Genomic DNA, 24,749 nt, shown 5'->3' with positions numbered 1-24,749 from the left:
AGAATCCGCCGGAGCCCGCAAAACGCCGAATCTCTACTTTGTCTTGAACTTGTAGATCGTCGTGGACATGTACGGCTTGCCCGGATACACATCGACCGGCGGGAAGTCCGGCTGATTCACCGAATCCGGGAAGTGCTGGGTCTCCAGACAGAAACCGCCGCGTCGCGGATAGACCTTGCCGCCATGGCCGTGAAGCGTTCCATCGAGGAAGTTGCCGCTGTAGAACTGCACACCCGGCTCGGTGGTCCAAACCTCCATATACCGGCCGCTTGTCGGCTCAAGAACAGCGCACGACTTTCGTAGCTGTCCCATCTGACCTCGCAGAATGAAGTTATGGTCATATCCGCCGCCAAACTCGATCTGCTGGTTGCTGATGTCCTCGATTCGGTCGCCGATCCGCGTGAGCTTGTTGAAGTCGAACGGCGTGCCACGCACGGCCATCCGTCCGTTGGCCGGAATCAGCGTGCTATCCACCGGCGTAATCGCGTCGGCCATGATCTGCATCTGATGATCGAGAATCGTCGACACTTTCGGACCGCCGAGGTTCCAATACGTGTGGTTGGTCAGGTTGGCGATCGTGTGCGCCTTCGCCCGAATGTCGTAGTCGATCCGCATCGCATTGTCCGGCGTCAGCGTGTACTTCACCACCGCCGTCAGCTCACCCGGATAGCCTTCTTCGCCGTCTGCGCTCACGTACTTAAACGTAATCGACGGGTTCATAGCCGAAGGCTTCGAGATCACCGACCAAATGCGCTTGTCAAACCCCTTCAGGCCACCGTGGAGGCTGTTGGGACCGTTGTTCACCGCAAGGGTGTATTCCTTGCCGTCCAGGGTGAATTTGCCGTTGGCAATTCGGTTGCCGACTCGGCCAACGATCGCGCCGAAGTAGGGACTGCTGGTCGGATACGGGTCGAACGTGTCGAAGCCGAGCGTAACCTCCTCATACTTGCCCTTGCGGTCGGGGGCGGTCAGGGAAACCACGGTCGCGCCGTAATCCATGATCTTGGCGACCATGCCTCGCTTATTCTTCAGCGTGTAAAGCGTAACCGGCTTTCCTTCGTACGTACCAAAATGACTTGCCTGCATAACCATAGCCACAGCAACACTCGTGAGCACCATTGCAATCGTAGGTTATCCCACCTGGCCCCGAAATGCAACTCTATTCAAGCGGGACAACGCATACGATCGTTCCGTTGATGACGATTGGCCTAGTTTCGTCGAACACCTTGGCCATTTCGCCCGCAAACGATTTGAAGGTTGGATACTTCGTTCGGTTACTCTCGTATTGGATCAGCTTTCGGAGCGTGTAGGGCAGCCAACAGAACCCTCGGTTGTAGATATAGTAGCTGAGAAGCTGCCGAGCCCACTTCGGATTGCCTCCAAGCGATACGAGGTGAATCTCGTTGGTCCGATCGAAAAGTTCATAAACGACGGACTTCCAATCGCCATAGGCCTGCTGAGCCATGACGGATTTTACGATTGGAAAAAGGGAGTCACCCTTGGTTCCCCACGCATGATTGGCGTCAACGGCCGGATTCGAAAACGAATGCCCGAACTCGTGGTAGATCATAGACTGAAGCACATTGGGATCGTAGGTAAATTTGCCATTCTCATACGAAGGGGCACCGACGTTGAAGATTTTCGGACCGGTCGGCTCCTGGACGATAATGCCGTAGTTTCCCGGACCAAACATCGGACAAATGACGGCAGTGCCCGACTGTTTGACCTCGCCATAGTGCTCCATCACCAGCCGAAGCGCAGGGTCTCCCGGCGAGTTGGTCCGGTAGTTCTTGATGAGTTCGTCATAAAACGACCGATGGGCGCGAAAGAACTCTTCGAAGTGCGAGTCCTTTGCGAACTGCACGAGGGACTTTCGTAGGTTCTCTATCTTTTCGGCTCCTCCTCCGCGTCGAACGATCCCTTCGGGGATGGGAGACATGACGGCTAAATCGGGAGGGGAGCCAAGATGAAGAATCCAGTTGACTGGACCATCGAAGGCAAAATTCGTTCCGCCATCGAGAATGGACTCGTAGAGTTTGACGGCGGGGTGGTCTTTGTAGGGGCTGAACCATCGAACGATGTCTCGCTTGTAAGGCTCATCGACGGTTGAAAAAGCCCCGGATGTCTCCCAACTGGTGAAATTCTGTACAACAGCGAGGAGTTCGGTGCGAGGATCGACCTCGATGTTAAGATGATCGGCGCCAGCGGGAAAAGTCATAGGTGGTGGCGCGATTGCTGCCATTACCGACGGCTCGGATGGAGTCTGAACGGCCCCGTCGCGGAAGGAATAGCGGTGCGACTTCTCGTGTTCGGAGATGGTCCAATTTCCTTCGGGCACACCCATCTTGTAAGTGCCGGCGGCCGTGACTTTGCCATCGCTCGACCAAAACTGCGAAGGACCGTCGGGCATGTCGTCCCTATACCCCGACGTCTGAATCTTCCGCCCTTCGTCATCCCAGGTGGTCCATATCCCGTCGAATTTGTCGTCTTTGTAGGTTCCTTCGCGCCACTTCTTGCCCGTCTCGTGCCACCACGTTCCCTTGCCTTGCCGTGCGCCGTCTCGATAAAACGCGATGGTTCGGGGCTTTCCCGACTTAAACCAGCTATGATAGACCCCCTGGATCTGTTCTTGACCATCCTTGGTGGCGACGAAAAAGCGACGGAATACCCCGCTATCGTCATCGGTGGACTCCTTTAGCTTCCACCCCTTAGCCAAAGCGGCCTTGAGTTCCTTTGGATCGACAGGCGGGAAAGGCGAAGTTTGGAGATGCAAGCAGACGACGGCTAAATAGTGAATCATTTTGAACTCAAAGATTAGTACAGTATTGTACTTTCACTTTGTTCCAAAATCTCTCTAGGGGTCGATGCGGATGCAGAGAATACGTGTCGGAAGCTCCGAATCTTTCGCAGGGGCATAGCTGTGGGGCTCCGATGGCCAAAATCCGATTGACTCGCCCGCAGCTAAATCGAATTTCTCGTTCCCGATTATGATGGTAAGCGAGCCAGAGAGGACATACACAAACTCCTCGCCTGGGTGTGCTCGAGATCGGCTTGGTCCGTAGAGTTCGATAAGTCCTGGCCACAACTTGCCACCGCTCGGACGGCTTTGAAACAGAACCATTTGGGTTTCAATGCCTTGCTCGGCATATTGTCGTCGCTCGGCTTGGGACAGTGGGGTTTCGGCATCGCCGATTGGTCCCTCGACTAGACCCTGAAGGTCGAACCAACGATCTTGTTCGTGGCGATGAACCGCCGAGGACGTATCGGTGCCTTCATCACCGCGACAAAGACGATCAAGGTGGATTCCGAGCGCTTCGCAGACTTTGATGATCGTGCTGGGATAGCCCAAGTGCCCGGCCTCTATCCGCACAATCGAGTTCTTGTTGAGGTTGGCCATCTCGGCCAGCGCCCGTACAGAGAGACCTTGGCGAATTCGCAGACGTTTGAGGCGCTGTCCAAACGTGGCCGCATCGACTTTCTTGAGGAGGCGCTTGGCCTGTTTTTCGGCTTTGGGGTCGCGCTCCTTCATGCGTGGCCCAATTATGCCCTAATCGAGGCGCTTGCGCAGGAAGACGGTGGCTTGCGGATTGTCGTTGTACCGTTCGCACGGCTCGTACCCTCGCTTTCGATACAGATTGATCGCCGCCTGCAATCCGTCGTGGGTATCGAGGTACACCCACTCGTACCCAACCTCCTTCGCGAAGTCCTCCATCTCGGTCAGCAAACGGTCGGCAATACGCTTGCCTCGCCCCTCAGGGCGAACATACAGGCGCTTGCATTCGCTGGCGTTTGGCACGGAAGGCAACGGGCGCAGGATCACGCACCCAACCAGCGCACCGCCGAGCGACGCAACCCAGAACCCCGACTTCGTATCCTCGACGATCTGCGTCAGCTTCTCGTCCGGATCTCGGACGATGACATCCACGGCATCGTAGTATTCGTGAATAATAGCGACGGCGTCGGGATCAATGTTGGTGAGCTTTGTGATTTCCAATGTGTCCTTACTAAGAATTGACTGAATGGTTGAAACCGCATCCGTCAGTTTCTTTCGGTCGCTGGGGCTCACTGACGACAATATCATTTCGACTTCCTTGGCTGATTTTTGATCAATTGCCTTAACCGCTTCCAAGCCTGCTTCTGTGAGTGAAAGATGCTTTTCGCGTCCATCTATCTCGGACTGCGTTGCAATAACGAGGCTGCGCTTTGTGTGAGTGGCAATGACACGGCTCAAGTAGCCAGGATCGAGATCGAAACGCTCCGCAAGGCTCCGTGCCGTGGTCTCCGGCGTCAAACCAATTTCGAACAGCACTCTTGCCTCCGTGAGCGAGAATTCACTGTCGAGGTGGTGCTTGCGAAGCAGCCCCAGTTTAGCCGTGTAGAAGCGATTGAACTCGCGAATCGCTGCCACTTGACTAGAAAGTTTAGTCTTCGACATATTTTGAAGATATGATAGATCAGATTAGTTGCTTAAAGCAACTAATCTGATCTGAGTGCCAAATCTGCTCCTTACCCAGTTTGGCGTCTGGTAAGTAGCCTCCTACCGGTTTCGCATTCCACGCTTCGATTCGTGAACGGCGTAAGGCAGTAGGCCAGTCTTGAGTTAGCCTACTTCGTGGTTCTGCTTTGCCAATTCCTCATCCCACTCCGGCAACCAATCCGGCTTCAGCTTCGTGCGAATCACGCTAAACCGCGTTGCATCGAACTGGCACAGCAGGAATTTGCCGAGATTGCTTTCCGTGTGAAGCACGTGCTCTTCCAGAATCGCCTTCAACTCGATCTCATCGTCCGGCGTCAAAGCCGACGCCTGCGCGTACTTCGAATTCACATTCGAAAGCGTAGGATCGAGGACGAAAATCTTTCCTCCGCTCATGCCCGAACCAAGGTTCGGACCAAACGGACCGAGGATCACGCCGACGCCGCCCGTCATGTATTGGAATGCGTTCGCGCCGACCCCTTCTACGACCAACAGCGGACCGCCGCCCTCGTGGTTCTTTCGCATGCAGATGCCAAAGCGATTGCCCGCTTTACCCGCGATGAACGCCTTTCCGCCCCGCGCTCCGTAACCGAAGCAGTTTCCGACCAGCGCCAAGAACGTCCGCTCATGGGGCGGTGAAATCGCCACCAAGCCGCCGTAAGCGGCGGTGAAGCCCGAGTCGGCAATGGTTCCGCGCATGTGGAACTCCAACCCATTGACCGCATAGGCTCCGTAGAAGTGGCCCGCGCTGCCGCGGTTCAAGAAAGTCAGCTTCGCATCCGCCAACCCGGCGTCGCCCTGTTTCCGCGCCAGCACGCCCGCCGCCGCCACACCGACGCATCGGTTGGCGTTCGTCAGCGACCGCTCGAGTTCGAGCGACTTTCCGTTGCAAACGTACTTCGCGCCCTGAATCTCCTGTTGGTCGATGGTCGGCATGTTCATTCGCGTCTGAAGCTCGTAGTCGCGGATGCGGCATCGCTCGCCCGGCGCGTTCACGAGGTAAGAAAAGTCCATCATCGCCGCCTTGCCCTCCAGGTTCGGCTTGACCTCCAGCAGGTTTCGCTGTCCGATCACGTCGTCCAAGCGTCGAATACCCGCCTCTGCCATTCGCTCGCGAACCTCTTCGGCGATGAACCGCAGGAACCGCGCAACGTGGATCGCCTTGCCCGTAAATCGCGCGATGAATTCGGGATCCTGGGTCGCCACGCCCGGCGTGCATCCCAGCCGTCGCTTGCCCGTCGGATCGTTCGGATCGGGGCCGCTCAGGTTACATTTTCGAAGCATCGAACACCCGATAGCGATCAGCAGACTGGTTCCAAATCCGACCTTATCCGCGCCAAGCAGGAAGAATTTCAGGGCCTGTTCGCCGCTCTGAATTCCGCCGTCCACGCTCACTTCGACTAGGTGCCGAATGCCCTCTTCCACCAGCATGTCCTGCACCGTCGGCAGGACGGAAACCACCGGCAAGCCAGAGTGCTTTTGGTCCACCCGCTTCGCCGCGCCCGTGCCGCCGCATCCATCGCTAATGTGGATTCGGTTCGCCCCGGCGTTCACGCCGCCTACCGCGACCATCTCCACGCCCGTCGTCGCCACGTACTTCAGCGCGCAGTTCACGCGCGGATTCAGGTGTCGCCACGCCTCAAGCTGAAGCTTCACGTCTTCGATGCTGTACAGGTTATGGTTGATCGGCGGACTGACGAGCTCAAAGCCCGGCTCGCAACCGCGTCGAACCGCGACCATCGGTGAAACCTTTTTTCCCGGAAGCTGTCCGCCTTTGCCCGGCTTCGCGCCTTGGGCAAACTTCACTTCCGCTTCGTCCGCCGTCGAGGCCGTCCAAGGCGTGATCGTAAAGCGTCCACCTGCGTACTGCACGCTTCGGTTGCCATCCGACTTCAGCATTCGGCCCTTGTCGAAGCCGCCCTCGCCAGAGTTCGCGATAGGCCCGATCCCGCGCCCGGGCTTGCCATTGATCAGGCAGTACCGACGCAGAATATTAAACGCCCGCGCGATGGCTCGGTGAGCCGGCTCGCTCAGTGCGCCTTCGCTCATGCCGGGAGCCATGAACCGCCACAAAATCGATTCGACGCTGTCGACCTCGTCGATCGGCACCGCGTCGCCCTTCTTGATCTGAAGCACGTCCAAAAGCGTGATCGGCCGCCGCTCGGCAACCAGCTTGGCGTACGACTCATAAGCCTCCTTCGTGCCCGGCTTATGTTCGTGAATCTTTCGCGTGTAGCCGCTAGCCGACTGAAGCGATCGCACGATCTGCGCGTTGTTGAAGTGCGGTCGTCCGTCCCGCGTATGTCGAAACTCGCCTGCGTCCACCAGCGGCTCCTCGTCCGCAAACGCTGCCGCGTGGAACTGCTTCCACTCACCGTTCAGAATCCCGCTACCGATGCCGGAAACGTGCCCTGGCACTCCGACAAATTCTTGTCCGAGAAATTCGAAGTCCAAGCCGACTGCCTCGACCAGTTTCGCGCCGCAGTAGGCCGACGACGGCGTCACACCCATCATCGACATCGCCTCGACCACACCGGCCCGAAGCGCCTTCAGAAGGTTAGCCTCGCAGTCCTTGCCGACCGACGCAATGCCAAGCCAGGGGCACACCGCGTCCGCGCCGAGCGTCAGGTGCAGAGCACAGTGGTGCACATCCCAAATGCCGACCTCGGCCACCAGGCCGAATCGGTGTCGTTGGTTCGTCTCGACCAGCGTATTGTGCAGCCGGGACAACACGCGCAGGCTTGGCAAAGCGATTTGCTCAGCCGTAGGCGTCCGGTCCGAAAGAATGATGACGCCCGAAGCCGCCGGCAACGCCACGATCTCATCGACTTTCGCCTGAATCGCTTCGTCGAGGTCTGAATCCGAAGGCACCAAAAGGGAAACCGTGCGCACCCCGGTGCGATGCTGGAGCCAGTTAATGTCGGCCAGGCCAAGCACCCGATGCGAGAACTCGAACAACGGGCCGCTGGCGTTCACCCAAAGGCCGCTTCGGTCGCCAAAAGTTGCGCTTTCGTCGAACACCCAGGCATCGCGAACGGGGTCGATGGGCGGACTGGTCTCCTGGGCAAATCGAAGCTTGAAGTGGTCCTCGATGCGGCGCGGTAGCACGTCGAGCATCGCTGCCGGAGAGGTGTCGTTACCCATCGCGCCGACCGGCGGATAGCCCGTCTCACCCATCGGGCCGAGGAGCACTTCGACATCCTCCTTGCCCATGCCAAATGACTTCTGCACCTGCGTCAGGTTCTCGACCACGTACTCCAGCTTCTCGCCGGACGGCTTGGCTCGCTCGATTCGCGCGAACGGCATCGGATACGGCTCGCGGCTGACCATCTGCTTGACCTCATGCTCGAACGCCATGCGCCCGTTGCGAAGGTCGATCAACATCGTCTCGCCTGGGCCGAGCACCCGCTGGTCCTCAATTTCGCCGAGGTCGATGGTGCCCGTTAGCTCCGATACCGCCAAGACATACTCCTTGGTGGTCAGCGACCAAAGCGGTCGGAGGCCGTTGCGGTCGAGGTGCGCGCAAGCGACGTCACCATCGCATCCGACGATCGCCGCCGGTCCGTCGCACGCGCCAAGGTAGATTCGCGAAGCGGCAAAGAAATCGCGAAGCGGATCGTCTTCCGACAGAGCCGACTCAGCGCTAGGCAACAACGCCAAAAGCGCTTGTGGAAAGCTCATGCCACCGGCGATCAACGCAATCGTCATGTCGTCCAGGTTGGCCGTATCGCTACCGCCCGGACAAATGATCGAATCGACCTGCTTCGATAGCTTGGTCAGTTGTGGGAACCGCTCGGTGAGGTTGCGGATCAGGTCTCGCCCGATTGCTTGCATCCACGAAACGTTGCCGCTGATCGTCGAAACCTCGCCGTTATGAGCGATGCCCCAAAATGGCTGGGCGCGCCGCCACGCGGTCGTGGTGTTGGTGCAGTAGCGGCTGTGGAACAGCACGAACCGAGACTGAAAGTCGCGGCTCATCAAATCGGGGTAAAGGTCGCCGATCTTCGAAAGCTCGGAAAGGCCCTTGTAAACGACCGTTCGGTTCGAAAGCGAGACGACCGCAAACTCGTCGCCCGCCAACTGGTACATCTTGTCCTCGATGGCGATTCGCAGCAGGTAGCGGCACGCAAACCAGCCCTCTTCGCTCATGTGATCGGGCCGCTTAAATATCGCCTGTCGAACCTTCGGAAGCGTGCGTCGAGCGCTGGAATTCTCGGGCAAGGCCGACGGATCGACCGGAACATCGGCCCAATCCAGACAGGTCGCGCCCGCGAGCGCGGCGATTCGCTCGACTTCCTCAATGCATTTCTGGCGAAGCCGCGGCTCAAACGGAAGGAAGAACATGCCTAGCGCCACATCGTGCTGAACGATCAGCTTGCTATGGTTCGGAAACCGATCAACCAGGAGCGCCCACGGAATATCGAGTTGGAGACCCGCGCCATGGCCAGGCGCACCACGATGGTCGAAGTGTTTGGTAAGGGACAAAGCTTGCTCGACAAGCTCGCGCTGAGCAACCCCTTTTCGGGAAGCCAGGAATCCGATGCCGCAGGCGTCGGCTTCGTAGATAAGTCGTCCGTTTCGTTCAACCTGATACATAGTTCGCCATCATGAGACTCCGACAACATTGCGGAATCCGGCGGCGACTATGCAAACCGGATTCCCATTATAGTGGTTTTTTGCCGAAATTGCAAAACTTAGGTCCCAATTCCCTCTCCAAATTATCTAACGGAAATTTGGAGAGGGTGCCTCCTGACTTGTGTCAGGAGGCGGGAGGGGAAACTCCACTTAAAGAGAATGTGTCATTGCCTCACCAGAATTAGCCGACGAGGTTCAAGGATGGCGGCTCAAATCCCTGGCAACGATCTGGCACCCCAAACACAAATAGGCCCCCAGCAAAAAAACCTAGCAATACGTTTCCATCACATCCCTAGACACGAAAACCAAAAATCGTTCAAACTTAAACGATGTCCAAATTCCCGGCTTGGTCTGGCGTTTTTCCTGCGGTCACAACACCGTTTCACAAGGACCTTTCGATCGATTATGTTGCCCTTGAAAAGCACCTTGAAGCATTGATCGACTCGGGCGTGACCGGCCTGGTCATGATGGGCTCCCTTGGCGAAAACCTCGCCCTCACTTGGGAGGAGAAGTTTGAAATTCTGAAGGCCACCAAGCGCATCGCCAATGGCCGTGTGCAGGTTCTCAGCGGCGTCGCCGAATGCTCCACTGCCCAAGCCGTCGCCTACACGGAAAAGTGCGCCGGGCTGGGTATCGATGGCATCATGCTGATGCCGGCCATGGTTTATAAGGCCGACCACGACGAGGCTCTAGCCCACTACCGAACCGTCGCCCAAAGCACCGACCTGCCCATCCTCATCTACAATAACCCGCTTTCCTACCACGTCGATCTGACGCCGCCCATGCTCGAAATGCTTTGCAATGAGAGCGAAAACTTCATCGCCATCAAGGAATCCGCAGGCGACGTCCGTCGCGTTACCGACCTCATCAACCACCTCGGCGACCGGCTAACCATTTTCGCTGGTGTCGATGATCTCGCTCTCGAATGCGCCTTCCTTGGCGCGAAAGGCTGGGTAGCCGGAATCGGTTTGGCGTTCCCATACGAAAACCAAAAGCTATGGGATTTGGCGATGGCCGGGCAGTGGGACGAAGCTCGCGAGCTTTACCGCTGGTACACGCCGCTTCTGCACCTCGATGTTGGTCTGAAATTTGTACAAAACATCAAACTTGCGACGCAAGCAACCGGGTATTGTCCCGAATGGGTGCGCTTGCCGCGCCTCCCGCTAACGGGATCCGAGCGGCAAAGGGTCGAAGCGGTCATTCAGGAAGGTTTGGCGAAGCGACCCAAGGTGTAGGTCATGCAGATCGAAGTCATCGATTCTCACACCGGGGGAGAACCGACACGGGTTGTCGTCGGGGGCTGGGATATTCCCCAGGGCGCCACATGCGCCGAAAAGCGAGACGACCTTCGTAAGAACCAAACTCACCTACGCACGGCCGTCATCCTTGAGCCGCGCGGTTCCGATGTCGTGGTGGGCGCTCTGCTTGTCCCGCCGAGCGATCCGTCCTGCTGCACCGGAGTCATCTTCTTCAACAACGTCGATACGTTGGGCATGTGTGGTCATGGCACCATTGGCGTCGTCGAAACTCTCAGACATCTGGGGCGAATTCAGTCCGGTACCCACAAAATTGAGACGCCGGTTGGCGTCGTCGAAGTAAAGCTCGATGATGACGGGAATGTTTGGGTAACGAACGTTCCTGCCTTCGTTCATCAGCTTGGGGCGACCGTCGAGACTCCAAACTACGGAACGATCACCGGCGACATCGTGTGGGGTGGTAACTGGTTCTTCCTGATTCAGCGCAACGCATTCATTCCCGAAATTCTGTTCGAAAACCGAACGAAATTGATGGATTTCACAACCGAAGTTCGCGAGTCGCTGGAGGCCGCTGGAATCACCGGTAGAGGCGGTGACCTCATCGACCACATCGAAGTCTTCGGCCTTGCCTTGGTCGAAGGAGCCAATAGCAAGAACTTTGTGCTGTGTCCCGGCATGGCCTACGACCGTTCGCCATGTGGCACCGGCACCTGCGCCAAGATGGCGTCCCTTGTCGCCCGAGGCAAACTATCGCCCGGAAAGCGATGGATTCAGGAAAGCATCACTGGATCAACCTTCACGGGCTACGTCGATATTGACGGCGAAACTGTCATTCCGCACATTTCCGGCCGCGCCCACATCACCGCCAAATCGACGCTGATTCTCGACGAAAACGATCCGTTCCGATGGGGAATCGTTTGAGTCGAGATGTCGTAGTGATCGGCGCTGGCATCATCGGACTCAGCTCCGCCTACTACGCCGCCGAAAAAGGATTCAAGGTCACCGTCGTGGACCAAAACCCTGAGGGTGCCGATAGCTGTTCGACCGGCAACGCGGGCATGGTCGTCCCGAGCCATTTCGTCCCCCTTGCCGCGCCCGGAATGGTCGGCATGGGCCTGCGAATGATGCTCAATCCCAAGTCGCCGTTCGCCTTCCGAATCCCGCCATCCGCCGAGCAGGTCGCTTGGTCCATCTCCTTCATGCGCCATGCCAATGCCAAGCATGTAGCCGACAGCGAAACCATCCTCCGCGACCTCAACCTCACCAGCCGAAAACTGTACGAAAGCATCGCCGAAGACCTCGGCATCGGCTACCAGCTGGTCAAACGCGGGCTGCTGATGCTCTGCCGAAAGCAAGAAACCCTCGACGCTGAGGCCCACCTCGCCGAGCGTGCCCAGCAGATCGGCGTTGGCGCCAGCATCCACGATCTCGATGGCCTCAAAAAGCTCGATCCCGATGTCACGATGGATGTGATCGGCGGAGTTCTCTGCGAGGATGACTGCCACCTCACGCCCCAGAACTTGCTTGCCGCTCTTCGCACCAAGCTAAAGGAAAGCGGAGCGACGTTCCTCTTCAACGAAGCCGTAACCGCCATCGAACCGAAGGCCGACAAAACCGAGGTCAAGACCAAGTCAGGCAAGACCCTTGCTGCCGATCAAGTCGTCATCGCGGGAGGAGTCTTCTCAAAAGATCTCGCCCAGAAACTCGGACTTAAGCTTCCGATGATGGCGGGCAAGGGCTACTCGATGACCCTTGCAAACCCGGTCGAAACCCCGCGGCTCTGCAGCCTCCTCATCGAAGCGCGTGTAGCGGTCACGCCGATGCAGAACGGTGTCCGATTCGGCGGCACGATGGAACTCGGCGAACCCTCCAACGAAATTAATCGCAACCGCGTGCAGGGCATCATCGACTCGATCCCTCAATACTTCCCGAAGTTCAAACCTGCCGATTTCGAAAACCAGCCCGTTTGGTTCGGTTTCCGACCATGTTCTCCCGACGGCCTACCCTACGTGGGCCGCATCGCTCGTCACCCCAATGTTATCGTTGCCACCGGACATTCGATGATGGGTCTCAGTCTCGGTCCGGTTACCGGTATGCTGGTAGCCGAGATTTTAGGCAACGAGGCTCTATCTCTACCGATCGATCAACTCAACCCAAACCGATATGCCTGATTTTCCATCCGAACAAGCCGTCCAACTCGCCTGCCGCCGAGCGGCCGAAGCTGCGCCGATCTTGCGACAAGCAAGTCCGGAAACTATCGCCTCGCTCCTTGAGACGATCGCAGACAAACTGGCGGCAAAGGAATCGGAGATCGTTCCGCTTGCGGTCGAGGAATCGCATTTGCCCACTGCCAGATTAACTGGCGAACTCGGTCGAACCACTGGCCAATTGCGCATGTTTGCCAAAGATGTCCGCGCGGGTGCCTGGACGGATAAGCGAACAGTAGAGGCCCTGCCGGATCGTCAGCCCCTTCCCCGGCCGAAACTAGAGCGCTTCATGATCCCGGTTGGTCCCGTCGCCATCTTCGGAGCGTCCAACTTTCCGCTTGCGTTTTCGGTGCCGGGTGGTGACACCGCCTCGGCCCTCGCCGCTGGTTGCCCGGTCGTCGCCAAAGCCCATCCCGCTCACCCCAAGCTGTCCCAACTCGTCGGCGACATCATTTCGGAGGCTGTGAAGGAAGCCGGTTTGCCGGTCGGAACGTTCCAGCTCGAAGCCGGTGATGCTGCCGTGGGTGAAGCCCTCGTGCAGGATCCAAATATTAAAGGTGTGGGATTCACTGGTTCCCAGCGAGTTGGTCGTCACCTGATGGACCTCGCCGCCGCCCGCCCCAACCCGATTCCTGTCTTCGCCGAAATGGGAAGCATCAATCCGGTCTTCGCCCTCCCTGGTGCGCTAACGGAAAAAGCCCAGCAGTGGGGAAGTGGCTACGCCCAGTCCGTCCTGCTCGGAGTGGGCCAATTCTGCACGAATCCTGGCGTAGTGTTTGGCATCGCCGGTGACGAATGGGAAGCCTTCTGCGGTGAAGTCACCACACGCATGATGCAGTCCATCGCTGGTCCGATGCTCACCGATGCAATTGGTGCCGCCTACTGCGCCAATGCCGCCATCATGAACGAACAGCCCGGCGTCGACGCTCAATTGGAACCTGGCGAACCTGGACAAGCTGGTCTCGCCCGCGTCAGTTTCAAGGATTTTATTGCCAATCCCAAACTGCAGGAAGAGGTCTTCGGTCCGTTCTGTTTGCTCGTCACCGCCGAAAGCTTTGACGAACTTCTAACTCTTTTCCCTCAGTTGCATGGACAACTAACAGGAACTATATTGCACGGCCCGGGGGACGAAGCGCTCGTGAAGGTCCTCGCCCCGGCTATCGAATCCAAAGTTGGTCGAATCGTCTTCAACGGTTTCCCAACCGGTGTCGAAGTGTGTGAAGGTATGCAGCACGGTGGCCCTTATCCCGCCACAAGTGATGTGCGGTTTACTAGTGTCGGCAACCACGCAATCCTCCGCTGGCTTCGCCCGATCAGCTATCAGAACGCGCCCGACTATCTGAAGTAGATTCGGGGTACCCACAAATTGGTACCCTACGTGGTACTATGCTCGGTAAGTTCGAACCATGTCCGCTTCTCCATTTACGAATGAAGAAATCGCCCGGCTTCGAGATTCCTTTCTCGTTCTGATTCCGGTAACCGATGAACTCGCGGGTACTTTCTACAATCACTTCTTTGCAGAACACCCCGAGGTTCGCGTTCAATTCAAACCAGACATCCAGTCCCAGCAGGACAAACTGGTCGAAACATTCGCCGCCTTACTCGACGTGCTCCATCGACCCGACATGGCCGAGCCGGTGCTAATGAGCCTTGGCAAACAGCACGTTCACTACGGTGCCACCAACGAGCTTTATGACTGGGTCGCGAAGAAGATTCCCAATCTCATCGCCGATGAACTGACGCCAGGCCCTGAGGCTGACCAACTCGTCGAACTTTGGTCGCGACTGATGCTATTCGTAGTCGAAACTATGATGAAAGGAGCGGCCGAAAAGTCATGAGCAAGTCTTGGCGATTGTCGCTCTTCGGCCCCGTTGGTTTGCACTCCGAAAAAGGCTCCTACACAGATTTCGAGACGCGCCGCGCCGCGAAGATCCTCGTCCTTCTCTCCTTCTCGCGCTCGGGCCGATTGCGCCGCGAGGACCTAGCCGACCTCCTTTGGCCGGAAGACTTCATTGACTCCACCCGCCTCCGACTTCGCCAGGAACTCAGCCGCCTCCGTCGAGGTATTGGCGATGCTGGCGATCTTATCCAGGCGTCGACCGACGAGGTCATCATCAACAAAGAGTTGGTCTACAACGACCTCGAACGCCTCTCCCATCCCGACCGAATCTCCCCCGACGAGCTGATTGAGCTTCTGTCCGAATCATTCCTCGCCGGTTGGGACGACGCCTGGGTCACGCCGAAGCGCCGCGAGGCCGATCAATGCCGGGTCAACGCCGCCATCCAATGGGCCAGCAAACTGCTCTCGGAAAAGCATCCCGAAAGGGCCCTCGAAATCAGTCAAGCCGCCATGCGCCTATCCAAAGAAAACGAAGAGGTGGTCAAGCTCGCGATGAAGGCCCACGCCGAAATGGGAAGCGTCTCCGAGGCTCTCATCGAATTCCGCCGATTCAAGCGCGAGCATAGGGAAGCCAATTTCGAAGAAATCGAGATTACCGTTGCGCCGACTCCCGGCCACGTGGCCCTGCCTGAGCCGCCTCACCCGATCGACCGCTTTTACGGTCGCGGTCAGGAACTCGACGATGTCCTTAACCTCTTGACGTCCGACGAGGAATCGAGACTGATCTCCATCGTCGGCCCTGGCGGCATCGGCAAGACCCGCCTCGCCATCGAGGTTGCCGCCAAGCTGGAAGGTGATCTTGGCTATGTCTCTTTCGTCGAATGCCCAAGCGACGAGCGACCCGAACAGTACCTTCTCTCTCGTCTGGTCCATGGCCATGAAGTCATTGACGCCTACGACGCGCTCCACCGCATCTTCGAAAGTCGATCCTGCGTCATGGTTTTCGATAACCTCGAACACCTCAACGGCGCGGGAGAATTTGCGAATCGAATCCTCTCCGAAAATCCCTCGCTCAAACTCCTCGTGACCTCCCGTAGTCCGATGAAGATCGCAGGCGAGCGAGTTGTCGGTCTTGGCCCACTCGATCTCAGCCAGGAGGCGATTCCCATGCTCCAAAGCCTCGTGTCGAATTGGAAATCGTCTGACCGCGACCGCCAAGATTACGACGAAATCGTCAATCTCTGCGGCGGAATCCCGCTGACCCTCCGCCTTGCCGCTGCCCGTCTGCGCATGCTGGACCCCGAAGAGTTGATTCAGGATATCCGCGAGTCCGGAGCCGCCCTTCGCGCCAACCTGGCGGACCTTGCCGACCGCCACAAGAATTTCGACGAAGTCGTCAAAGTCTCCTGGAACTCCCTCGAACTCGATGAGCAGGAGGCCCTGCTCGCCATCTCCGTCTTCCCCGAGGGCGTCACCCGCGCGATCGCCAAATCCCTGATCGGTAGTCAAGTCGACGATATCCTCGAACGACTGCTCGATTCGTCCATGATCTGGCTCGATGACGAAGGCAGCCCCCTCCGCTTTCGGCTCCTCCAGCCCATCCAGCACTTTGTCGCCAAGGAAGTCGGCTCCGAAAGGCTCGCCACCGCCCAACATCAGTTCATCCGAACCATGCGCGAGGTCGCCGCAACCCTCACGCTGGGTTGGCAACTTCCACCCGCTTCTGACGCCATCGTTTACCGTCGAGAGGCCACCAACTTCCGCGCCGCCCTCTCGCTCGGCATCGAGATGGATCACGAGAGCGCCCACGCCATTTTCGAAAGAATTTGGGACCCCGAACTGGCCGCCGGACGCCGCCGCGAACTCGTCCAAATTGGCCGTCAACTGGAATCCTTGCCCAACGCCACTGCATTCCAAAAGGGCCAAGTCGCTCTCTGCAGATCGTGGTGCGAAGCTGCCGAAGGCAAGTACGCCGAATGCGCCGAGATTGCTCTCCAAGCTCACGCCCTCTTCGAGCAGGCCGACGCCCAACCCGAGGCCTGCTACGCGGCTACTTGTAGCTTCGAGGCCACCCGCTACGCGTTGCCTTGGGACCAAGTCGAGCCTCGCTACAAAGAGTTGTTGGAACTCGCCAACCGAGTCGCTCCCGAATATGCTCCCAGCATCCACGTCTCCCGGGGCATGGTCCTGGTCTACCGTGGCGAATGGGAGAAGGCCGCCTCCGACCTCCGCATCGGTTACGAGCGCTCTCAAACGTGCGGTCACCTCGCGCTTCAATGTCTCGCCGGAACCTATCTCCTCGGATACGACTATATCCAGGGTAACCGTGCCAAGGTCGAACAGTGGTTGACAGAACTCCCCGCCCTGCTCAGCGAACTCGACGACTCGCACTATTGGGTGATCTACTACCGCACTGCTGCCCTCATCCAACTCGCCCAGGGGGGCTGGCAGGCCGCCGAGCGAACCGCCCTCCTCGGCAAAAACGTCTTCAGTCTCGCCAAAAATCCGATGCACGAGGTCGAGATTCGCCTCGCGTTGGTTCGCGCCTTGCTCGGCCAAGACCGAATCGAAGAAGCCAAGTCGTTCTTCAACGAGATCGGGCCCGACATCTTCGCCTGTTGGCGACGCGTCAAGGTGATGGCCCTGGCCGTCCTTGCCGAGATTCGGTCGAAGGAAGGTCAAACCGACGAGGCAAAAAGACTTCTGGGCATCGCGGCAAAATACTTTGAGGAGCACAGCCTCAAGCTGTTCGCCCCCGAAATGAAATATTTCGATGACTGCCAAAACACCATCGGCGCAACCCCTTGCGAGGTCGCGCCGACGGATGCCGAGATAGACGACTTGGTCAGAGATTAGTGTGAAGGCGTCAAAACCATCCCGCAGCCACCGCTCGCATCGACCCCTTGACCAACGATCACACCACTGTCGCTCACACCAAAAGCAAAGCTGAAGGATTGTCCCGCGACCGACTGAATGCGGGTCGAGAGATCGATGGCTCCGTCATTCTTGGACCAAGCTACTGCCGTCGCTTGACCATGGTCATCTTGACCAACGGCGAGGTTGCCCTTGCTGACGCTTGCAAGCACAGCGTAATAAGTCGAGCCGGAGAAGGGCGATACCGTATATTCTTGGCCGTCGACGGCATAGTAGGCAAGAGTCGACGCCCCGACCTGCTTCGAGCCAACAATCGTCTGGTCGTCGTTAACGGAGCTGACTGAACCGAACGTAGGCGACCAATCGAGGGGCGTTCCCGCCGTCGCGTTCGACATAAGCCAAGCGTAAGTCTTGGTTCCTCCGGTTCGACCCATCACCAGGGCCATACCGCCCGGGGCGACCGCAAGGACCCAGGTTTCGTCCATCCCGGGCACCGTAATCGGCGTCATAGTTGTGCCGTCGTACCGGTAGGCCGTCAGCTTGTAAGACGAATCCCAACAGTTCACGTAAGCGTTGCCCGCCGAATCGCGACATTCTACCTCTCCTTCGTCCTCACCCGTCGGAAGCGCGATTTCTTGAAAACTCCCGCCGTGGGTCGTAAAAGGGATCGATAAGTTGCTTGAGCTCGTGACGTAGCCATCAATCGTTCCATCGTTGCTGATGGCGAGTGGATTGCAGTACTTATCTGTCGGAGTTTGGCGCACCGCAACACCGTTCACAACGGCAAAGCAGGCCTTATTCCCGCCGGTGAGCATATAAAATCCGCCCATCTTTCCGTTTCGACTCACAAGCCGCAGTTGTAGTCCGCTGCCATCGGCTGGCGCATCGATCGCGGTCATGGAATAGCTGGTCGCAAACGAGGTAGCGAAGTTCGAGCCACCGGCCGCACCGGATCCACCGCATCCGGTAAGTACGACTGCTGTGGCTGCGCCGAGAGAGAGAACTTTGACAAGAGTTTGAGCGTTTCGTGCTTTCATGACCATCAGTTTCATGGTCAAGCGTGACAACCCAAAGACATGAGCGTTACAAAAACGTGACATTTGGCGCGACGCCAAATGTCACACGTCTACAGCTATTCCGCTTACTTACCAGAAATGTACGACTGCAATTCCCAAGTCGCTGGATACTCGGAATTCGTCTGAAGCTTCACAACCCCGACTTCCGGCGAAATCCAAGCCGTTGAAGTCACTCGGCCAACCGCCTGCGAAGTCCTCGAAGTTCCGACTCGATAGCATCGGAATGTTCCTGCCTTGACGGTAACGTTCTCGATCGACTCAACTCGACTCAGGCAATCGTTGTCGTACTTCGAGGTGTCCGGTGCCTGACCATTCGCATCCATCATCACCTGGCCCCGAAACGGCTCAAACCAGGTCCACGTCGAGCCCTTCTTGGCCGAATTAAGAAGAACGGGTTCGGCATCAGAGAGCGTGTAGCCTGGACCACCGAGCGAGGTAATGGGGAGACCATAAAGCCCGCGCTTCGAGAGGCCCCGATACGAGTACGCCGCGCCGGATTCATATTTCGAAATCAGCTCAAACACCTTCATGTCCTTCTCGTCGATGATCTTATTGACCGAAAGCGTGTATCGCTCCGGTACCTGACGGGCCGGATGCGTCTTCAGGTCCGGCTTTTCGTGCTCAAGTTCATAGGTCCACTGCGCGCCGCTTCCCAATCCGAAGGTAGCCTCGCCACTTTCGAAAGAGGGAGCGCTAGCAAATCGAGGAGTGGCGGCGATGCCCGCCAAAACCGAACCGACAACGACGAGTGTTGCGAAGGGCCAGCGGCCCACTGGTTTGCGTTCCATAATCTTCTTCAGCCGCTCTTCCAGGTGGCGGCCATTGGACGTAGCCCCGGCCCCCAGGCCGGGACGATGGGCGAAGCTCGCGATTTTCACGAGCGCGTTTCCGAGGGATCGAGGTTCGACGGTCCGCAAGGCTTCGGCATCGGCGATTTCCTCCAACCCGAACTCATAAAATCGACTGGCCAGGTGAACGGCCGGAATCCACCAAAAGAAGCACCGGAAGCATTCGACCGCGACCCGACCGGCCACGTGCAGACCGCGAATATGGGCTCGCTCATGGGCCAACGCAGCCTCGACTTCCTCTGGAGTTAGGTCGCACGGCCAAGCCGTAGGCAACACCATCCGCGCGACCGGAAACCCCGCCACGACCGGCGAATCCACTTCGCCCAAACGAGCAAGTCGGTTCATGGCAATGATGGCCCGTACCAGCAAAAGCAGGCCAATTCCGGCTCCGGCTAGCCAAACGACCACGAAAATCTGTTCCCAATCCATGCTCCGAGTCTCAATCGTCGCCGCGACGTGCTGAGTGGCAATCGACTGCCCGCTTGGCGTAACCGCAATCTGAACGGGAGTCTGGATGTAGGTCGTCGAGTACGGAGTTTGGTGGAACGTGAAACCGATCGGCTTGGCAGCAGGAAGCAAATGCGCAAAAAACGGCAAAAGCGAACAAGCAAAGACCGAGAGGAGAAGGACCGTCCGATGCCGTGGCCGACGAAGCACGAAACGCGCGGCGATCCAGCCCATCGAAATGACGAAGAAAGCCCACATCGCCAGCGAGAGCCAAAAGCTCGTGTTGCTAAGGCTGAGATTCATTCTTCTCCTCCAAGTCGGCCAATAGCTGGCGCAGGCGGGCGATCTCTTCGGCGTCGACGTGCCCTCGACCAGCTAAAGCCATCATGAGGCCCGAGGCAGACCCATTGAAAAGCGTGTTCATCACTCGCTCTGCGGCCGAGACGGCACCATCTTCTGGGGCGGCGGCGGCGGAATACGCGAGACCATCGAGAGTTTCCACACGCCGTAGCCAGCCCCTTTTTTCCAGGCGTTGGACCCACGTCAACACGGTCGTTCTAGCGACGTCGCGGTTCTTACCAAGCTCCTGCCAGAGTTCTGTTACCGAAATCGGACGCTCAGATTCCCAAGCGATCCGAACGATGTCGTATTGTGCACCGGTCAATTCGGGTCTATTTTGTCTCATCGACTACACCTGTCGTAGCTATTCTACTACACATGTAGTCGATTGTGTGAAATTCTACAAAGAAATTGGCTTGAGCCCAGCTTTTTCGTACATCTCGCGGACGGATGTGAAGTGGAAGCGACCGAAAGCCGTTTGGCTCGACAAGATGACCCGCAGTCCAATATGGTAGGGAAGGCAATAGCAAAGATAACCCGAAAAATTGGCAGTTCCGTGCTTCCACAACCTCTCTAGGTCCTCCGAAAAGACATTGAAGGTCAATTCGCTGGGTTCTTCGGGTTTTGTAGCTGAAGCCAGCCGACAAACGGAGACACCAAATTCACTGCCATGTAAAGCCTCCTTTTTTCCCGCCCAACGACCAAAATGGAAATCGACGCACCGAGCCGCCAGAGGTGGAAACATGTCCTCGTTCGGTGGCCCGGAATGAATAATCCCACCGGCGCGGTAAGCCTCTCCATTTGGTTCCTCACCCCATCCGCCCTTCCATCGTACTCGCGTCTTGCCATAGAGGCGAAAGGAAACAATATCACCTGGGCTATAAACGTAAATGGCGTTCCCAGCGGCATCCAAAATGGCCGCTCCCGCACCCCACTCGATCATGTGGTCAAGATTATCGTTCGGCTGGGTGACCGCAATCACGCCAGCTTGCGGCAGGCGAAAGCCGAAGTATCGTATGCCATCCGGGCCAACAAAATAAGGTTGTCGTGCGTTGTGGTCGAACGTACTGACCAGAAATTCGGCGTCCAATCGGTCGTGCCAATCCAGGTCCCCGCGCTTTTGCGCACTGAGCAAGTTGGCCAACTCCTGCGTATGTCGCAACCCTTCCTTGGCGTCGAATGAAGGCCCATCCGATTCGAAGAGCGATGGCTGGGAATCATCTTCCGACAGGGGCAACTCATTGTCGTCCACGACCTGGTTTTACCGCCTATCCGCAACCACTTATGAGCTTCTGCCCAAGATGATGAGTAAGCGAGTCGTTGAACCAAGGCAGACCTACTACGAGGAACCCGATCGCCACCGCCGAAATCCATACGCGCCAACCATATCAATATCATAACCCCAATTCCAGTAAAGGCAGCATCAGCCTCGTTGGGAGTGTTCAAGCCTTCTTCGCCGATTCTGGTAACTGAGTTAACGGCACGAATCACGGTCCATTTCACACTCATCCGTGTGAGAATAGAGTTGTGAAGACGGTGGGCATTGTCGCCATCATGCTGAGTTGCGCTTGCAGCGCGCCCGCGCCAGTCGAGCATCCAAAGGCGATCCCGCTCGGGAAGAGCGATGTCGGGCAAATTGTGAATGCGTCGATGAACGAGTTCTTTGTCCGCAAAGATTGGGGGGAATGGGAAAAAGGCGATTTTGTCCTCCTCGACTCAGAGTGGGTTGGCAATTACCGGTCATTCGGATCGGATCAGTCCTATGAGTCCTTCGATAAGTTTCTTGCGAATGCGCTGGAACAGACGAAGCTGCCTCCGTCACAAGCCAAAAATATTCCCCCCGACGAGAAGCAGAAATTAGACGCTCAGATCGCGGCCCTTAACCGGATTCAAAAAGAATATAAGGAGGGGCCTAACATGGCTTCACCTTCCATTCCCAATTTGAAGGACTTGACTCTCGATCCAAGGATTGTTCTCCAACCGCTTGAGAAAGTGAAGAGCTTGCAGAGTTCCGGCATCTGGTTTGCTGGAGAGACTTCGATTGCAAATGCGGCGGGGAAAAAGGGAAAGCTACGAGTCTATGGGAAGCTTGATCCGCCGCTCTTTTCACCGAACGGCAAGTTCGCGATCTTGGTGATGGAATGGGTGCCATGGTCCATTCACTCGGCGGTGCTTCACTTTTATCTGGAGAAAAAGGACTCCGGTTGGAAAGTCGTCCATGTCGGTGAGATCTTCTTTGTCTAAGGTCTGCCGAATAAGTACAGGTCCGCGCTGAGAGTAGGGCAATGCCAACCGCCAGCATCTCTCTGGTGGATACAAATGCCGTCGACAATGGCGCCTCCACATGTAGTTTTATAATGAAGCTATGTGGAAGTGGGTGATCATCATTGCCACGATCTGCATTGCCTGCGTGGTGGCAGAGGAAACGTTCGAGGCGTTTCGCCCACGGCGGCCGGACGAGGAATTGATTCTGGAAGCCATTCTGAGTCCACAACCTTCGAGTATTATCGACCGCATTCATCCGCACGAAAAGTTCAACCCTTTCGACCGCGAGGTGGGCGTTTTCGACGAGTGGAGCAAGTCGAAAGGTACTTTTCGGCAAAATCTGGAGAAGGCTGTATCGGACCTCGAACACTCTTTACCGTCGTTCCGGGCCCTCGTGAGCGACCCCAGGCTCTCGGCGGAAGATCGTGTCATGTTACACAGGGATCTTGATTACGACGAGCGAAATCTTGATGAGTTGAAGCGAGTGCAACGGCAGCTTCCCCGCAACACCATGGATTCCCACACGCCCGTCCGTCCCATCAAGACGCTCAAATTACCCCCATCGTTTGTCTTTGGCAAGAACCGAAATACCATCGGCCCGACGAGTTGGATAATTCCAGCCGACCTTTACACCTTCGAATCGCCAATCTTCACGGCGGATCATGACTACGCGTTTGTCAAGTACTCGTTCGTGGGTGTTGCCTCTTTGCAAGAGTGGGCCGTGCTCGCTAGAAACCGCCACGGCTGGCGGGTGGTCGCCGAGGGCAGTGCCTTCTCCTGGTCAGAAGAGCCACAATAGGTAACGATGTCTATTCACCTCGCCAAGATTGGCGACGAAGCCCCCAACGTTTTCAACACCATTATCGAAATCCCCCGGGGTAGTACCAACAAATACGAGGTCGACCAAGAGACCGGCATCATCAAGCTTGACCGCGTGCTCTATTCGCCGCTGTTCTATCCATTCGACTACGGCTACATTCCTCAAACCCACTATCTCGACGGCGACCCCATCGACGTCCTCGTCATGATCAGCCATCCCACCGTCCCCGGCTGTCTCGTCGAAGCCCACGCCATCGGCGTCCTCGCCATGCGCGACGAAAAAGGACCGGACGAAAAGATCCTTTGCGTCGCCAACAAAGACCCGCGCTACCGCGATCGAAAGCACATCGACGACCTCAACCCGCACACCCTGGCCGAAATCAGTCACTTCTTCGAAGTGTATAAGTCCCTCGAAGACAAGGCCGTCGATATCACCGGCTGGCACGGTCCAGAACTCGCTCGCGAGCTCATCGAGAAGTACCGCACCGACCGCTAAAAGGAACCGATTCGTCCCCGACTCGCAGTAAAGTAGGGAAGGGAAGGACGATGAAGAAGACGATTGCTCTCGTAGTTTTGGCCGCTTTCAGCGCCGCCGCTTTCAGTCAAAATGACCCGGTCACCCTCGGCGACGCGGTACCCGTGGACGTCCATGTCCAGGACGCCGACTGGAACCCGAACGGCCATTCGCTCATCTACACCCGAAAAGATGAAGACGGCCAGAGCCTCGGTGCTTTCATGCTGGATAAGTACGAAGGCAAGAGCCTACTCAAGCTCACCCAAGGGCAGACCTACCGAATCACGTGGCTGTCGGGCTCCGATGCCGCCGTCGTGGTCGTCCACGGCCCCAGCCCCGACAACCCAAACGCCGAAAGCAAAGACAAGTCGATCCAAATCCAAATGTTTGTCGTCGACGCCAATCTCCAAAGCGCCAAGCGGATTCTCGACGAGACTTACGATGCTAAGCAACTTCCCGCTATCGATGTCGACGCCTCGCCCCTGCTCAAGCACGCCATCATCACCATGCGCCTCGGCAAGGAAACCCGCCATTTGGTTATCACGCCCGGCGGCGATCTGCTTAAATCGGCGGACCTCGACCGCGCCGAGCAAGAGGGCTTGACTGGCCCCACCTGGTCCATCGACGGCACCGCGATCTACTCCAATGCCCAATTTTCGGGCAAAACTCAGTACCTGGTCGCCAAGACAGGTCAGGCGGTACAAGACTCAAGTGGTCAGCAAGCGAAGGAGATCACCGTTAGAGCCGTGCAAGGCGAGGCCCTTACCGCCGTCGCTGCCGATTCGACCGCGCTCAAGCTCTCTATCGAGTTCCGTCGGGCGGTGCCCATGCCCGAGACCAATTCGCCAGTTTTCGAGCTCATGCCCTCGAATGCCTCACTCCGCCCCGTGCGTTTCCGAGGCCCTTTCGAGTCCAAGCCGCGCAACCGGCCAGTGCTCACCCCGAGGACCAAATCCATCGTCCTCCAGTACGAACAATCCGACGCTCAGGACAGCAGCGTGTGGATCAAGCGCGGCACGGAAAAGAATTCGCCAGCGACGCTTCTCGCCGTCCACGCCTCGCGCACATGGATGAGCCGGGACCAAAACGCAGTGGCGTACATCATCGATGGCGCCCTTTTCGTTAGGACCATTAAGTAAGTACTTTTTTCCGAGT

19 protein-coding genes are annotated in these 24,749 nt (G+C 57.4%); 10 read left to right on the top strand and 9 right to left on the bottom strand.

Annotated features, from left to right (window positions below; translation table 11 throughout):
- Positions 1 to 33: 33 nt before the first annotated feature.
- From GC165_03570 to GC165_03550, 5 genes are all read right to left on the bottom strand, one after another.
- Complete coding sequence (locus GC165_03570; protein MBI1331939.1) at positions 34 to 1,086, bottom strand: galactose-1-epimerase; 1,053 nt, start codon at positions 1,084 to 1,086, stop codon at positions 34 to 36.
- Between the two features lie 73 nt (positions 1,087 to 1,159).
- Entirely contained in the window at positions 1,160 to 2,800 is a 1,641-nt protein-coding gene (locus tag GC165_03565) for a DUF4932 domain-containing protein (protein ID MBI1331938.1), read from the bottom strand.
- A 54-nt stretch (positions 2,801 to 2,854) separates the two neighbouring features.
- Entirely contained in the window at positions 2,855 to 3,529 is a 675-nt protein-coding gene (locus tag GC165_03560) for a cupin domain-containing protein (protein ID MBI1331937.1), read from the bottom strand.
- Positions 3,530 to 3,547: 18 nt separating this feature from the next.
- Positions 3,548 to 4,435 (bottom strand): GNAT family N-acetyltransferase, encoded by an 888-nt coding sequence (locus tag GC165_03555; protein MBI1331936.1) that lies wholly within the window; start codon positions 4,433 to 4,435, stop codon positions 3,548 to 3,550.
- A gap of 165 nt (positions 4,436 to 4,600) precedes the next feature.
- Positions 4,601 to 9,070: a hypothetical protein gene (locus GC165_03550; GenBank protein MBI1331935.1), complete on the bottom strand. Its 4,470-nt coding sequence runs from the start codon at positions 9,068 to 9,070 to the stop codon at positions 4,601 to 4,603.
- Positions 9,071 to 9,438: 368 nt separating this feature from the next.
- Between GC165_03550 and GC165_03545 the strand changes: the two genes are divergently transcribed.
- The 6 genes from GC165_03545 to GC165_03520 are packed head-to-tail and all read left to right on the top strand — an operon-like array spanning position 9,439 to position 17,268.
- The gene (locus tag GC165_03545) at positions 9,439 to 10,344 is read left to right on the top strand and encodes a dihydrodipicolinate synthase family protein (protein ID MBI1331934.1); all 906 of its coding nucleotides are present in this window, start codon (positions 9,439 to 9,441) and stop codon (positions 10,342 to 10,344) included.
- Between the two features lie 3 nt (positions 10,345 to 10,347).
- Positions 10,348 to 11,286, top strand: coding sequence for a hydroxyproline-2-epimerase (locus GC165_03540; GenBank protein ID MBI1331933.1), 939 nt, complete (start codon positions 10,348 to 10,350; stop codon positions 11,284 to 11,286).
- Positions 11,271 to 12,536 carry an FAD-dependent oxidoreductase gene (locus GC165_03535; protein MBI1331932.1) on the top strand — a complete coding sequence of 422 codons (1,266 nt, stop codon included), beginning with the start codon at positions 11,271 to 11,273 and terminating at the stop codon, positions 12,534 to 12,536. The genes GC165_03540 and GC165_03535 overlap by 16 nt, the downstream gene beginning before the upstream one ends.
- A complete protein-coding gene (locus GC165_03530; GenBank protein ID MBI1331931.1) occupies positions 12,529 to 13,920 on the top strand; it encodes an aldehyde dehydrogenase family protein in 1,392 nt (463 codons plus the stop codon). The genes GC165_03535 and GC165_03530 overlap by 8 nt, the downstream gene beginning before the upstream one ends.
- 58 nt (positions 13,921 to 13,978) lie before the next feature.
- Positions 13,979 to 14,410 (top strand): hypothetical protein, encoded by a 432-nt coding sequence (locus GC165_03525; protein MBI1331930.1) that lies wholly within the window; start codon positions 13,979 to 13,981, stop codon positions 14,408 to 14,410.
- Positions 14,407 to 17,268: an AAA family ATPase gene (locus tag GC165_03520; protein ID MBI1331929.1), complete on the top strand. Its 2,862-nt coding sequence runs from the start codon at positions 14,407 to 14,409 to the stop codon at positions 17,266 to 17,268. The genes GC165_03525 and GC165_03520 overlap by 4 nt, the downstream gene beginning before the upstream one ends.
- On the opposite strand, the gene GC165_03515 is transcribed toward GC165_03520, so the two are convergent.
- The 4 genes from GC165_03515 to GC165_03500 form a co-directional block, all read right to left on the bottom strand.
- On the bottom strand, positions 17,265 to 18,323 hold the full coding sequence (locus GC165_03515; protein MBI1331928.1) for a hypothetical protein: 1,059 nt from the start codon (positions 18,321 to 18,323) through the stop codon (positions 17,265 to 17,267). The genes GC165_03520 and GC165_03515 overlap by 4 nt on opposite strands.
- Positions 18,324 to 18,427: 104 nt before the next feature.
- Positions 18,428 to 19,960: a hypothetical protein gene (locus GC165_03510; GenBank protein MBI1331927.1), complete on the bottom strand. Its 1,533-nt coding sequence runs from the start codon at positions 19,958 to 19,960 to the stop codon at positions 18,428 to 18,430.
- A complete protein-coding gene (locus GC165_03505; protein ID MBI1331926.1) occupies positions 19,944 to 20,342 on the bottom strand; it encodes a MarR family transcriptional regulator in 399 nt (132 codons plus the stop codon). Before GC165_03505 ends, GC165_03510 begins: the two co-directional genes overlap by 17 nt.
- A gap of 54 nt (positions 20,343 to 20,396) precedes the next feature.
- Entirely contained in the window at positions 20,397 to 21,248 is an 852-nt protein-coding gene (locus GC165_03500; protein MBI1331925.1) for a hypothetical protein, read from the bottom strand.
- Positions 21,249 to 21,523: 275 nt separating this feature from the next.
- Between GC165_03500 and GC165_03495 the strand changes: the two genes are divergently transcribed.
- From GC165_03495 to GC165_03480, 4 genes are all read left to right on the top strand, one after another.
- Positions 21,524 to 22,240 carry a hypothetical protein gene (locus GC165_03495; protein ID MBI1331924.1) on the top strand — a complete coding sequence of 239 codons (717 nt, stop codon included), beginning with the start codon at positions 21,524 to 21,526 and terminating at the stop codon, positions 22,238 to 22,240.
- Positions 22,241 to 22,361: 121 nt separating this feature from the next.
- Complete coding sequence (locus GC165_03490) at positions 22,362 to 23,060, top strand: hypothetical protein (protein MBI1331923.1); 699 nt, start codon at positions 22,362 to 22,364, stop codon at positions 23,058 to 23,060.
- Between the two features lie 6 nt (positions 23,061 to 23,066).
- Positions 23,067 to 23,576 carry an inorganic diphosphatase gene (locus GC165_03485; GenBank protein ID MBI1331922.1) on the top strand — a complete coding sequence of 170 codons (510 nt, stop codon included), beginning with the start codon at positions 23,067 to 23,069 and terminating at the stop codon, positions 23,574 to 23,576.
- A gap of 50 nt (positions 23,577 to 23,626) precedes the next feature.
- A complete protein-coding gene (locus tag GC165_03480; GenBank protein ID MBI1331921.1) occupies positions 23,627 to 24,733 on the top strand; it encodes a hypothetical protein in 1,107 nt (368 codons plus the stop codon).
- The last annotated feature ends 16 nt before the right edge of the window (positions 24,734 to 24,749 follow it).

It is taken from the genome of Armatimonadota bacterium, assembly GCA_016125185.1.
Classification (GTDB): Bacteria; Armatimonadota; Fimbriimonadia; order Fimbriimonadales; family Fimbriimonadaceae; genus Fimbriimonas.
This window is presented reverse-complemented; position numbering and strand designations above follow the sequence as displayed.

Coding starts and splice junctions, on each gene's coding strand:
- GC165_03545 (MBI1331934.1), top strand. CDS start 9,439: ATGTCCAAATTCCCGGCTTGGTCTGGCGTTTTTCCTGCGGTCACAACA.
- GC165_03535 (MBI1331932.1), top strand. CDS start 11,271: ATGGGGAATCGTTTGAGTCGAGATGTCGTAGTGATCGGCGCTGGCATC.
- GC165_03550 (MBI1331935.1), bottom strand. CDS start 9,070: ATGTATCAGGTTGAACGAAACGGACGACTTATCTACGAAGCCGACGCC.
- GC165_03505 (MBI1331926.1), bottom strand. CDS start 20,342: ATGAGACAAAATAGACCCGAATTGACCGGTGCACAATACGACATCGTT.
- GC165_03555 (MBI1331936.1), bottom strand. CDS start 4,435: ATGTCGAAGACTAAACTTTCTAGTCAAGTGGCAGCGATTCGCGAGTTC.
- GC165_03540 (MBI1331933.1), top strand. CDS start 10,348: ATGCAGATCGAAGTCATCGATTCTCACACCGGGGGAGAACCGACACGG.
- GC165_03480 (MBI1331921.1), top strand. CDS start 23,627: ATGAAGAAGACGATTGCTCTCGTAGTTTTGGCCGCTTTCAGCGCCGCC.
- GC165_03525 (MBI1331930.1), top strand. CDS start 13,979: ATGTCCGCTTCTCCATTTACGAATGAAGAAATCGCCCGGCTTCGAGAT.
- GC165_03570 (MBI1331939.1), bottom strand. CDS start 1,086: ATGCAGGCAAGTCATTTTGGTACGTACGAAGGAAAGCCGGTTACGCTT.
- GC165_03565 (MBI1331938.1), bottom strand. CDS start 2,800: ATGATTCACTATTTAGCCGTCGTCTGCTTGCATCTCCAAACTTCGCCT.
- GC165_03510 (MBI1331927.1), bottom strand. CDS start 19,960: ATGAATCTCAGCCTTAGCAACACGAGCTTTTGGCTCTCGCTGGCGATG.
- GC165_03520 (MBI1331929.1), top strand. CDS start 14,407: ATGAGCAAGTCTTGGCGATTGTCGCTCTTCGGCCCCGTTGGTTTGCAC.
- GC165_03490 (MBI1331923.1), top strand. CDS start 22,362: ATGTGGAAGTGGGTGATCATCATTGCCACGATCTGCATTGCCTGCGTG.
- GC165_03530 (MBI1331931.1), top strand. CDS start 12,529: ATGCCTGATTTTCCATCCGAACAAGCCGTCCAACTCGCCTGCCGCCGA.
- GC165_03485 (MBI1331922.1), top strand. CDS start 23,067: ATGTCTATTCACCTCGCCAAGATTGGCGACGAAGCCCCCAACGTTTTC.
- GC165_03560 (MBI1331937.1), bottom strand. CDS start 3,529: ATGAAGGAGCGCGACCCCAAAGCCGAAAAACAGGCCAAGCGCCTCCTC.
- GC165_03515 (MBI1331928.1), bottom strand. CDS start 18,323: ATGAAAGCACGAAACGCTCAAACTCTTGTCAAAGTTCTCTCTCTCGGC.